The following is an 11,742-nucleotide window of genomic DNA, read 5'->3' as shown; positions in this document are numbered from 1 at the left end:
GTGCGTACTTCACGCCCAGCTCGATCTGCTCGCCCTCCAGCGGCTTGAAGCGCTGACCACCGGCATTGGTGCCAGCCACTGGGCTGAATGATTCTGCGTAGCTGAGGTAAGGCGTCCAGCCGCCCGCCAGCTGGTACATCACGCCCAGCCGCTTGGTGGTGTCGCTGGTGCGGTCATCGCTCTGGCCTGCCAGGCTGTTCACCGCGCGGTCATGGCGCAGCCCGGCGATGAAGATCCAGTTGCCCCACTTCATCTGGTCCTGCACGTACAACCCGTTCTGGCGCTGCACGTTCTCGGGCTTCACATTCAGCGTCGGATTGAAGCGGTTTCCGTACACCGGCGCGTAGGCGTCGATGGGCGTGTTGAACGAATCATCCGCCTCGTTCTTGTTCTCGGTCTGCCGGTTCCAGTCCATGCCCAGCAGCAACTGGTGGCTGATGGCGCCGGTGCTGAGGTTGCCCTGCAGGTGGGTGTCCACCGCCGCCATGCGGGTGCGCGTGATGTTCTTGCCGTACAGGCGGCCGATCAAGCGCTGGTTGACCGGGTCTGCGCCAAAGCCACCGGGGCTGCTGAAAAAGTCGGCGTAGTGGTAACCACCCCGGTTTTCATTGCGCGCCCACCGCAGGTTCTGGCGCACCGTCCACGCATCGTTGAAACGGTGTTCGAACAGGTAGCCGATGGATTCCCGGTCGCTGTCGTAGTAGTCACCCGGCTCGCCGATAAAGCGGTTGATGGGCAGCTTGCCATTGGGGTTGGGCAGCAGCGTGCCCGACCAGGGGAGGAACTGCGCCGTGGTGCCCGCGCGGTCCTGCTGCCAGTGGGCCTGCAGCGTCAGCGATGTGGCTGCACTGGGGCGCCAGGTGAGCGACGGAGCGATCAGGCGGCGGTCATCAGGAACATGGTCCACCTGCGTGTCCGCGTCGCGTGCCACGGCCACCAGCCGGTACGACCATTCGCCGTTGGCGGACAGCGGCCCGGTCAGGTCAGCCTGCAGCTGCTTGCGGCCCCAGCTGCCCAGCTGCACGCCTACTTCGCGCTGCGCTTCCTGCAGCGGCCGTTTGCTCACCATGTTGACCACACCAGCCACTGTGCCAGCGCCAAACAACATGCCCGATGGCCCACGCAGCACTTCGATGCGCTCCAGCAAATAGGGCTCAGCGGGACTGGTGCTGGTGTAGTAGTTGTAGTTCTGGCGCAGCCCGTCCAGGTAGGTGTCCGGGGTGCTGCCACGCACGCGCACGCTGTCGGCACGGCTGTCCAGCCCATAGGCGTCGCTGCGCACACCGGCCGCGTACAGCAGCGCACCCTGGAACGTGGTGGCGCCCTGGTCCACCAGTTGGTCGCGGGTGATGACGGTAACGGACTGGGGTGTTTCAGCCAGCGGCGTGTCGGTTTTGGTGGCCGTGGCCGCGTTGCGGGCACGGTAGCCGACCACCGGCGTGGTGGCCGACTCCTTCTCGGCGTTGGCGTCCACCCGCACCTCGGACAAGGTGGCACCCGTGTTTTGCGCTGCCACCCACGCGGGGGCGCCACCACAGGCCAAGGCAATGCCCATGCAGACTGCGGTGTGTCGATGCTGTCGATGCTGCTGCTTCATGATTTTCAAGAATAGAAATAAGAATGATTACTATTCTAGAAAATCATGCGCCCGGTCGGGAGCTTCAGGCGCCGGATGTCGTACACCAGCAACAAGCCGTCGGCTGTCTTGAAACGGTATTTACTTCTATTTTTATAGCGACTAGTGCTTATACAGAAAGCGCTACAGCCCGTTTTCCTCACTATTTATCGACGCAGTGCGGCCAGCGCAGCTTTGACACCGCCCCAGCTTTCCACCACCGTCCGCCCACAAGAAAGCCCGCGGACCGTGAGGCCTGCGGGCTTGGCGCGGGCGGGCTCAGAAGCCCGCTGCGTCCTTCAGGACGTCAGCCTTCGCTGGGCTGCACCCACCAGTAGATCAACACCAACACGCCGATGCCGGTCAGCACCAGCAGTTGCCACCAGCCGGTGCGGCCGATGTCGTGAAGCCGACGCGCGCCCACTGCAAAGGCTGGCAGCATCAAGGCGATGGCGGCGATGCCATAGACCACATCCCCCAGGAAACCGGCGATCACCAGGACGATGACCTGGAACAGGAAAAACCACCAGAACTCGGAGCGCACCGCGCGGCCTGAAAAACCGGCGTACTGCGTCAGGCAGCTTTTGACAGCGGAAACAAAATCCATAGTGAAGTCCCTCTCGTGAACAAGTGTTGTGTGTCGTTATCGGGGGGTAGAAGTTAGCCCCCGCGCCATGATAGGGCTGCGCCCACAACGGTGCGAGTTCAATGTTCACAGTGCAAACCCTCGGGCCCGCCACTGCGGATCCGACGCTGCACAAACACTATGAATTGAATAGCTACCAGCGCTTTACGGACAAGCGCTAGAGGCCAATTTCATTAGAATTTTCGATTATCGGCCCGCTGGGCGCAGCGCCTGCGTCTCGCGCGCTAGCTGGGTAATGCGCGCCCAGTCGCCAGACCGCACCGCGTCCGACGGCGTCAGCCACGAGCCGCCCACGCAGCGCACATTGGGCAGCGCCAGGTAGTTGGGTGCTGTGGCGTTGGTGATGCCACCTGTTGGGCAAAAGCTGATCTGGCCAAACGGGCTGGCCCAGGACTTGAGCAACGGGATGCCGCCCACCGCCTCGGCTGGAAACAGTTTGAGGAACGTGAACCCATCGGCCAACGCCGCCATGATTTCGCTGGACGTCGCCACACCCGGCAGCAGTGGCAGGTTCAGCCCCTTGCAAGCGCTGCCCACCGCTGACGTGTAACCGGGGCTCACCGCAAAACGCGCACCGGCCTCGCTGGCGCGGCGGGCGTCGTCGGCGTTGAGCACCGTGCCCACGCCCACCACCGCTTCAGGCAGGGCGCGCGCAATGGCTTCGATGGCGGGCAGACCGGCAGCGGTGCGGAGCGTCACCTCCAGCACCTTCACGCCACCGGCCAGCAGGGCCTCGGCCAGGGGCAGCGCGTCTTCCACGCGGTCGATCACGATGACGGGGATAACGGGGCCATGGCTGGCGATGTCGAGAGGATTCATGATTTGGTGCTCCTTGGTGTTTTCGGTGTCGGATGCCGCAAGCGGCCTACAAAACTGGCGCGACGCGATGCCAGTGCGCCCGTGGAGCTGGCTTTGCCAGGCCACCGGGGGTGCGTCCCCCTCCCGCGCAGCGAGAGAGGGGGAAGGCGCGCAGCGACTCAGGGGGTGCGTCCTGCTACAACCATGTGCAGGCTCCTTGTTCGGCACCGCCTGCGTGGCGGCGAAAGTTGGTAAACAGTTCGCGGCCAAAGCCGGTGGCGGGAGGGGCTGTGTACGGCGCCACGGGGCGTGCGGCCCAGGTGGCTTCATCGACCAGCACATCGAGCGTGCCAGCGACCGCATCGACCCGCACGATGTCGCCGTCCAGCACCTTGGCCAGCGGGCCACCGGACAGTGCCTCGGGCGTGACGTGGATGGCGGCGGGCACCTTGCCCGATGCACCGCTCATGCGCCCGTCGGTCACCAGCGCCACCTTGAAGCCCTGGTTCTGCAGCACGGCCAGCGGCGGCGTGAGTTTGTGCAGCTCGGGCATGCCGTTGGCCTGTGGGCCCTGAAAACGCACCACGGCCACCATGTCCTGCTGCACCTCGCCGGCGCTGAAGGCCGCGAGCAATGCCTCTTGCGAATCGAACACGCGCGCAGGCGCTTCGATGATGTGGCGGTCTTCGGGCACGGCCGACACCTTGATCACCGCGCGGCCCAGGCGCCCTTGCAGCAGGCGCAGCCCGCCGGTGGGCGAGAACGGCTGGGTGACGGGCCGCAGCACGGTCTCGTCGCCCGACACGGTGGGAGCGCCCTGCCCGCCTGCGGCGATGCCGCCCGCATTCACGCTCATCACATCGGGGTGCATGAAGCCGCCAGACAACAGCTCGCGCAGGATCCACGCCGGGCCGCCTGCGGCCTGGAACTGGTTCACGTCGGCATCGCCATTGGGGTACACGCGGGCCAGCAGCGGTACAGCGGATGACAGCTCGTCAAAGTCCGACCAGTCGATGAGGATGCCTGCGCTGCGCGCAATGGCCACCCAGTGGATCAAATGGTTGGTGGAGCCGCCCGTAGCCAGCAAGGCCACCATGGCGTTGACGATGCAGCGCTCGTCCACCACGCGCCCGATGGGCGTGAAGCGCGCACCGCGCTTGCCAATGTCGAGCACCGTGCGCACGGCCTGGCGCGTGAAGGCTTCGCGCTCGTCCGTGCCCGGTGGCGCAAAGGCCGCGCCGGGCACGTGCAAACCCATCGCTTCGAGCAGCATCTGGTTGCTGTTGGCCGTGCCGTAAAAGGTGCAGGTGCCGGGGCTGTGGTACGCGGCGGACTCGGCCTTGAGCAGTTCGTCGCGGCCCACCAGGCCCTGCGCGTACTGCTCGCGCACCTTGGATTTTTCCTTGTTCGACAGTCCCGTGCCCATGGGCCCGGCGGGTACGAACACGCAGGGCAGATGCCCATAGTGCAGCGCACCGATCAAAAGGCCCGGCACGATCTTGTCGCACACGCCCAGCAGCAGCGCACCATCGAACACATCGTGGGACAGCGCTACCGCAGTGGCCATGGCAATGGCATCGCGGGAGAACAACGACAGCTCCATGCCGGGCGTGCCCTGCGTGACGCCGTCGCACATCGCAGGCACACCGCCTGCCACCTGCAGCGTGGCGCCATGCTGGGCAGCTTCGTCGCGCAGGATGGCGGGGTAACTTTGGTACGGCTGGTGGGCCGACAACATGTCGTTGTACGCCGTGACCACGCCAATGTTGGGCGCCTTTTCGACCGTGATCTTGAACTTGTCGGCGCCAGGCAGCGCCGCATAGGCATGGGCCAGGTTGGCGCAGCCCATGCGCTCCTGGGTGGGTTTGCGGGCCAGCATGTCGTCGATGCCGGCGAGGTAGGCAGAGCGAGTGTCCGTGCTGCGCTGGATGATGCGGGCCGTCACGCGCGCTACGACTGAATGCATGGGATGCTCCATCGGTGGGTGGGCCCTCGGATTGGATACGGGGCCACTGTTTGAGTACCCTAGAATGTAACTCGATAACCATTTCACTTCAACCCATGACCCTGCAAACCCTGCCCTTGCCGCCGTCCGAACTGGGCGAATCGCCCTTCTGGCACCCCGAGGAAAATTGTCTCTACTGGTGTGACATTCAGGGGTTTTCCGTCCACGCGTGGACGCCTGCCACAGGGCAACACCGCCACTGGAAAATGCCCAGCGAGCCCGGATGTTGTGCGCCAGCATCGGGCGGACAATTGGTAATTGGGTTACGGGATGGCTTCTATTTGCTGAACACCGCAACAGGCACGCTGACCTGCCTGGCGCTGTTGCCCGCAGACCAGCACAACACGCAAACGCTGCGCCTGAACGATGGCCGCTGCGACACGGCAGGCCGGTTCTGGGCGGGGTCTGTGATCACGCCGCGTACAGCCCCTGACGCCGCGCTGTGGTGCCTGGCCGCCACTGAAGATGGCTACACGGTTCGCCACATGGCGGGCGACAACTTCACCGCCAACGGCCTGGCGTTCAGCCCTGATAACCGTTTCATGTACTGGTCCAACACGCCGGAACACCGCATTGACCGGTTTGACTTTGATGTGCAGACAGGTGCCATCGCCAACCGTCAGCCCTGGGCGCGGTTTGATCGCAAGGTGGACGGCCAGTCGTACGGTGGCCGTCCCGATGGCGCAGCGGTGGATTTGGAGGGCAACTACTGGGTGGCGATGTACGAGGGGGCGTGTGTGCTGCAGCTCTCGCCGGAAGGGGATGTATTGCAGCGCATTGAGGTACCGGTGCAGTGTCCGACCATGGTGTGTTTTGGGGCAGAGGATTTGCGGACGCTGTACATCACGTCGGCGCGGGCTGGGAGGCCGGTGGACGAACAAGAGGCGGCGATTCCGGCGGGGTCGCTGTTCAGCATTGAGGTGGCAGTTGCTGGGCTGGCGGTGAATTTCTTCAATTGCTGAAGATGCATGTCGCCTTTTAGGCTACAGCAGGCGGTCAGGTCACCAAATTTCGCTCACTTGAGCAAACAGATTCGCATCCCGCGTCACAACAAACATGACAGGAGTGCCCGCTCCCAGTACGTGTAGCGGGCGGGTTGCATCGACCTGCGCCCAAAACTCTTTCGCCCTCGGGTCTTCGACTGCAAGCGGAGAAAATCCAAACTGGTTAACGAACGCTCTATATATATATGCGTTCGGGCGCTCGTCATACACGTACCACTCGTCGAACCCGGGCATCGGCAGTTCTGAGGCAGACGCAATCGGCGGGCTGACCGCAAACCCATCGATCACCTCCCAACCGTTTGCAAATTCGGTGGCGCTCGGGCGATATTTCCCACTGTCGCACGAAGCGATAGCAACCCGGCGCCCGACAACAAAGTTAGGCATACATTCCATCAGATCCGTCAACGAGGGATCCCAATCATCCGACCATTGGACTACCGAGTACCCAGCTCGATGGCCGGTTGCTTTGATTTTTTGGGTCATTGAACGAGCATGGGATTTGACGGCAGATATCAGTTTGTGGCCGGGAGCCGACATTCTCGTTCACACCCCCAGCACCCCCAGCACGTCATAACACGCCCCCATGTTGTGATAGTCCACCTTCCCCGCGTTGCTCTTCTCGCGCGTTTGGTTGCGGTTGGCGCTGTCCAGGATGCGAAACCACGCGCCGTGTTCGTGGTCGACGAAGTGCTCCCAGCAGTAGGCCCAGATGCGGTCGTACCACTGCCAATACTGATCGTCGCCCGTGCGCAAAGCCAGCACAGCAGCAGCGGCCATGCTTTCGGCCTGCACCCAGTGGTATTTACCGTCGTCGCAGATGCTGCCGTCGGGCGCCATGCCGTAGACGATGCCGCCGTGCACGGCATCCCAGCCCTTCTCGAGCGCCGCTTCGAACAGAAACCGAGCGCACGGCAGGTGCCAGTCGGCGGGGGCCAGGGTGTCCAGTTGCAGCAGCAGCTTGGCCCATTCGGTCTGGTGGCCGATCTGGTAGCCCCAGGGGCGAAAGATGTTGGTGCGGTCGTGGCGGTTGTAGTCCCAGTCCACCGACCAGTCGGCGTGGTAGTGCTCCCACACCCAGCCCTCTGCCGCAGGCGCCAATGCGGTGTCTGACAGGGCGGCCTGGCGCTGGCAGATGTTCTGCGCCAACTGCTCTGCCCGCTGCAGGTAGCGCTCCTCGCCACTGGCGCGAAAGGCAGAGATCATGGCCTCGCAGGCGTGCATGTTGGCGTTCTGGCCTCGGTATTCCGTCAGCACCCAGTCGGGCGATGCCTCGTCGGCGTACAAGCCCTGCGCGGGCTGCCAGAAGTGCTGCTCGGCGGTATCGAAGGCTTCGGCCAGCCAGCCGCGCGCCTCGGGCACACTGGCTTCCAGCGCCCGTGCGTAGGCCAGCATCACAAACGCCATGCCGTAGCAATGCCGCGTGGCGTCCAGCACGGTGGCGCGGCCGCCCTGCCAGTCGATGAGCCAGGCGTAGCCGCCGGTGGCGGGGTCGAGGAATGCGGTGCGCAGAAACTGCAGCGCGTGCACCATGCCGGCCTGGTAGCGCGCCTCGCCCGTGGTGCGGTAGAGCATGGCGTGCGTGACCACAAAACGTGTGGCGCTGACCAGGTGGCGGGTGTGCGTGTCGTACACCGTGCCGTCGTCCAGAAAGAAGTGGTACATGCCGCCGCTCGCATCGGTGGCCACGGGGTCGTAGAACGCCATGGTCTGGCGGATGTGCGCGCGCAGGAAGGCGGCGGAACGGAAATCCGGCTGGGGTGCGGTCATGGGTGTCTCCTCGTATATTTTTTTGCCCGGTTCCGCTGTACGTGCGGCCGGGCAGGTGATTCTTCTTATGCAGTCGCTGGCTTGCGCGTCCCTCGCTGGTCGGATGCGGTGCGGGGCTTCGACAAGCTCAGCCTGAACGGTCCGGGAAGAACCGGCGGATGAATGCGAAGCGGAATCAGCCGCCGCGCACGCGCGCCAGCAGCCCGGCGGTCGAAGCATCGAGCCCCGCTGCATCGCCACTCTCAAGCCGCGCCTCGATGTCCTTGGCCAGCACTTTGCCCAGCTCCACACCCCACTGGTCAAAGCTGTTGATGCCCCACAGGCTGCCACTCACGAACACGCGGTGCTCTTGCAGAGCAATCAGCGCGCCCAGCGATGCGGGGGTGAGCGCATCCAGCAGCAAAAAAGTGCTCGGGCGGTTGCCCGGAAAGTGACGGTGGCCGTCTTCATCGCTGGCCTTGCCCACCATTAGCGCCTGGGCCTGCGCAAGCGCGTTGGCCAAGAGCTTGTTGTGGTGGCCCGGCAGCGGATGGGTGGGCTGGCGCACGGCGACCAGTTCCAGCGGCAGCACGTCGGTGCCCTGGTGCAGCATCTGGAAGAACGCATGCTGGCCGTTGGTGCCCGGCTCGCCCCACAGCACGGGCGACGTGGCATAAGGCAGCGGCTGGCCATCCAGCCCCACGCGCTTGCCATTGCTCTCCATCTCCAACTGCTGCAGATAGGCCGGCAGGCGGCGCAGCGCCGCATGGTAGGGCGCGATGCAGCGGCTGGTGAACCCATGGAAGTTGCGGTACCAGATGTCGAGTACGCCCAGCCGCACCGGCAGGTTCTGCGCCAACGGTGCGGTCCGGAAGTGTTCGTCCATGGCGTGCGCACCCTCCAGCAGATCGCGAAAGCCTGCGGAGCCAATGGAGATAGCCAACGGCAGACCAATGGCCGACCACAGCGAGTAGCGCCCGCCCCACCCCGACCACAAACCAAAGGGGGGGGTGAATCCCACCGCCCTGGCGGCATAGACCTTGGTGGGGGGCCCCGCACACGGGCGCCCCAAAACCTGCCCGCCTTGCGCGGCAAACCAGGCCAGCGCGGAGCGCGCGTTGGTCATGGTTTCTGCGGTGGTGAAGGTTTTGGAGGCGATGAGAAACAGCGTGCTTTCAGGACGCAGGGTGCGCAGCGTGGTGTGCAGTTCGTGCCCGTCAACGTTGGACACGAAGTGGAAGCGCTTGCCCGGCGCGCGAAACGCTTCCAGCGCCAGCACGGCCATGTGCGGGCCTAGATCCGAGCCGCCAATGCCGATGTTCACCACATCGGTGATGGCATCGTCGGCGCGTACCGCGTCGGCATAGACGAGCATGGCATCCAGCGTGGTGTGCACCTGCTCTAGGTCGGCCGCTATCGTGATCTGGTCGCCCGGCAGCGCCAGGCCTGCGGGGCGGCGCAGCAGGGTGTGCAGCACCGCACGGCCCTCGGTGGTGTTGATGGGCTGGCCGCCCAGCATGGCGTCGCGGTGCTGTTCCACGCCCGCGTGGCGGGCCATGTCGAGCAGCAACGCCTCGGTGTCGCGGTTCCACAGGTTTTTGGAGAGGTCGGCAAACACATGCGGGGCCGACTGGCTGAAATGGTCGAACCGCTGCGTGTCCTGCGCAAAGGACTGCCGCAGGTCCTGCTGGCTTGCGTCAGACGAAAAATGGGCGTGCAGCAGGGGCCACTCGGGGGTTTGGTCGCAGCGAAGGGACATGGGTTCAGTCTGAGAAGTGGCAACGCGGCCGAAATGGTAACTTGATTACTAAAACTGACGAATACTTTCTTGCGCTCGACATGTGCAAAAACGTTCGCGAGCTATAGACCTACGTGCACACTACCCATTTTCATGTAACGAGATTACAATTTCCGGCGCACATGCGACCCACAACACCCTGATACGGAGACCCCATGAGTTTTGACCTTGTCCTGTTTGGTGGAACAGGTGATCTGGCCTGGCGCAAGCTCATGCCCGCATTGTTTCAGGCGTTCCGGCACGGAACGCTGCCCGACGGGGGCCGCATCATTGCCGTGGCGCGCGACGAGCTGAGCCATGAACAATACCGCAGCCTGATCCAGTCGCGTTTTGACAGCGTGGAACTGGCCAAGCGCCCCACCCCGGACGAGTTCGAGCGCTTTGGCGCGCTGCTGCACTACCTGCGCATGGACCTGTCCAAAATCGAGGACTACGCCAGCCTGGCCGCCATGCTGCGCGAGCGCAATGCCGAGTCGGTGGTGATGTATGTGGCCACCGCGCCCAGCCTGTTCACCAATGTGTGCGAGCAGATCGCCGCCGTGGGCCTGAACGGCCCCACCACCCGCGTGGTGCTGGAAAAGCCGCTGGGCCACGACCTCAAATCCAATCAGGCAATCAACGACACCCTGCGTCGCGTCTTGAAGGAAGAACAGGTCTTTCGCATCGACCACTACCTGGGCAAACCCTCGGTGCAGAACCTGTTTGCCATGCGCTTTGGCAATGCGCTGTTCGAACCCCTGTGGCGGCGCGAAACCATTGCCAACATCCAGATCACCATTGCCGAAGAACTGGGCGTGGAAACGCGCGGCGCGTTCTACGACCAGACCGGCGCGCTGCGCGACATGGTGCAAAACCACGCGCTGCAGCTCTTGTGCGCGATTGGCATGGAGCCGCCCATCAACTCCAGCGCCAACGCCATCCGCGACGAGAAGCTGAAAGTGCTGCAGTCGCTCAAGCCCTGGAGCATGGAAACCATCGGTCAGCATGTAATTCGCGGGCAATACGCAGCGGGCAAACACCAGGGCCAAATGGTGCCGGGCTACGCGCAGGAAAAAGGCGTGGCCGCCGGTAGCACCACCGAGACCTTTGTTGCGCTGCGCACCGAGATCAGCAACTGGCGCTGGGCCGGTGTGCCGTTCTACATCCGCACCGGCAAACGCCTGGCAGGGCGCGACGCGCACATCGTCGTCAACTTCCGTCCCGTTCCGCACCCCATTTTCAAGACGCCTGCGGGTGCCGCCAACCGCCTGGTGATCAACCTGCAGCCCAAGGACGGGCTGGAGCTGCACCTGCTGGCGCAGGGCGCCGCCCAACACCAGGCCGAGCCCGCCCTGTCGCAGGTGCACCTGAACCTGGACTTTGACCAGCGCTTTGGCACCGAGCGCGTGGGCGCCTACGAACGCCTGCTGCTGGACGTGATTGCGGGCCGTCTGAACCTGTTCGTTCGCAGTGACGAACAGGAGGAAGCCTGGCGCTGGGTGGAGCCCATCCTGCAGCACTGGCGCAACGACGCACTGGGCCCGCGCCCTTACGCGGCGGGCAGCTGGGGGCCGAGTGCCGCCAGCGCGATGATTGCGCGGGATGGGTATTGCTGGAGCGAAGAGATGTGACCCCTTCAAGGACCTCCAAGGTCCTTGTTCGCTGGCAGCGCCATCGCAAACACAAAACAAAAAGGGCTCCCAAACGGGAGCCCTTTTGTTTTTTGCTTGGTGTATTTGTGTGCACCTCGCCTTGCAGCAGCAGCCCTGGAAACACTCCCCATGGCAGCAGCCCCTCGCCAACGCGAGAGACCACCACCATGGGAAGGCCCGCAACTGCGTTAATTACATCGCGCTGAATTCGCCGTGAGGGATCTGGCCAGTGCGCAGCGCTTCAGCAGCCTGTGCACGCACCGCAGCGCGGTCAGCCGTAGACGAATACGTCACCACGCGCGAACCTGCTGGCTCGATGGAGCGGGTCTGTGCCACGGTAGCGGCTTCTGCAGCCACTTCAGCACGGGTGCGGTTGGTCTCGAACTTCAGTGCGAATTGCGAGCCATCGGCTTCGTCAGCGTGGGCGCCAAAGGCGGTGAAAGCAGCCACAGCGGCGAGGGAGAGGAAACGTGCAGTCTTGTTCATGGTGAAACTCCTG

10 protein-coding genes are annotated in these 11,742 nt (G+C 64.1%); 2 read left to right on the top strand and 8 right to left on the bottom strand.

What is annotated here, in order from left to right; all coding sequences use genetic code 11:
* The 4 genes from ACK41V_RS22225 to edd form a co-directional block, all read right to left on the bottom strand.
* Positions 1–1,555: TonB-dependent siderophore receptor (locus ACK41V_RS22225; RefSeq protein WP_409785653.1), on the bottom strand; the 1,555-nt coding region annotated here is incomplete at its 3' end.
* 367 nt (positions 1,556–1,922) lie between these two features.
* Positions 1,923–2,222, bottom strand: coding sequence for a DUF805 domain-containing protein (locus ACK41V_RS22220; protein ID WP_409785651.1), 300 nt, complete (start codon positions 2,220–2,222; stop codon positions 1,923–1,925).
* 225 nt (positions 2,223–2,447) lie between these two features.
* Positions 2,448–3,080 (bottom strand): bifunctional 4-hydroxy-2-oxoglutarate aldolase/2-dehydro-3-deoxy-phosphogluconate aldolase, encoded by a 633-nt coding sequence (gene eda / locus ACK41V_RS22215; protein ID WP_409785649.1) that lies wholly within the window; start codon positions 3,078–3,080, stop codon positions 2,448–2,450.
* Between the two features lie 175 nt (positions 3,081–3,255).
* Positions 3,256–5,025 carry a phosphogluconate dehydratase gene (gene edd / locus ACK41V_RS22210; RefSeq protein ID WP_409785647.1) on the bottom strand — a complete coding sequence of 590 codons (1,770 nt, stop codon included), beginning with the start codon at positions 5,023–5,025 and terminating at the stop codon, positions 3,256–3,258.
* A gap of 95 nt (positions 5,026–5,120) precedes the next feature.
* On the opposite strand from edd, the gene ACK41V_RS22205 reads away from it, so the two are divergent.
* The gene (locus ACK41V_RS22205; RefSeq protein WP_409785646.1) at positions 5,121–6,026 is read left to right on the top strand and encodes an SMP-30/gluconolactonase/LRE family protein; all 906 of its coding nucleotides are present in this window, start codon (positions 5,121–5,123) and stop codon (positions 6,024–6,026) included.
* A gap of 39 nt (positions 6,027–6,065) precedes the next feature.
* Here ACK41V_RS22205 and ACK41V_RS22200 read toward each other — a convergent pair whose 3' ends face one another.
* The 3 genes from ACK41V_RS22200 to pgi all read right to left on the bottom strand — a co-directional run bounded on the left by ACK41V_RS22200 (position 6,066) and on the right by pgi (position 9,573).
* Entirely contained in the window at positions 6,066–6,551 is a 486-nt protein-coding gene (locus ACK41V_RS22200) for a hypothetical protein (RefSeq protein WP_409785644.1), read from the bottom strand.
* Between the two features lie 60 nt (positions 6,552–6,611).
* Positions 6,612–7,835 carry an AGE family epimerase/isomerase gene (locus tag ACK41V_RS22195; protein WP_409785643.1) on the bottom strand — a complete coding sequence of 408 codons (1,224 nt, stop codon included), beginning with the start codon at positions 7,833–7,835 and terminating at the stop codon, positions 6,612–6,614.
* A 175-nt stretch (positions 7,836–8,010) separates the two neighbouring features.
* A complete protein-coding gene (gene pgi / locus ACK41V_RS22190) occupies positions 8,011–9,573 on the bottom strand; it encodes a glucose-6-phosphate isomerase (protein WP_409785642.1) in 1,563 nt (520 codons plus the stop codon).
* 194 nt (positions 9,574–9,767) lie between these two features.
* Here pgi and zwf point away from each other — a divergent pair, with 194 nt between their 5' ends.
* On the top strand, positions 9,768–11,222 hold the full coding sequence (zwf, locus tag ACK41V_RS22185) for a glucose-6-phosphate dehydrogenase (RefSeq protein WP_409785640.1): 1,455 nt from the start codon (positions 9,768–9,770) through the stop codon (positions 11,220–11,222).
* Between the two features lie 213 nt (positions 11,223–11,435).
* Here the strand turns inward: zwf and ACK41V_RS22180 are convergent, their stop codons facing one another.
* Positions 11,436–11,729: a DUF4148 domain-containing protein gene (locus ACK41V_RS22180; RefSeq protein ID WP_409783403.1), complete on the bottom strand. Its 294-nt coding sequence runs from the start codon at positions 11,727–11,729 to the stop codon at positions 11,436–11,438.
* Between the last annotated feature and the right edge of the window lie 13 nt (positions 11,730–11,742).

Source organism: Acidovorax sp. (assembly GCF_046291265.1).
Taxonomy (GTDB): Bacteria; Pseudomonadota; Gammaproteobacteria; order Burkholderiales; family Burkholderiaceae_C; genus Acidovorax.
Note: the sequence above shows the minus strand (reverse complement) of the source record. Positions and strands in the feature narration are given on the sequence as shown.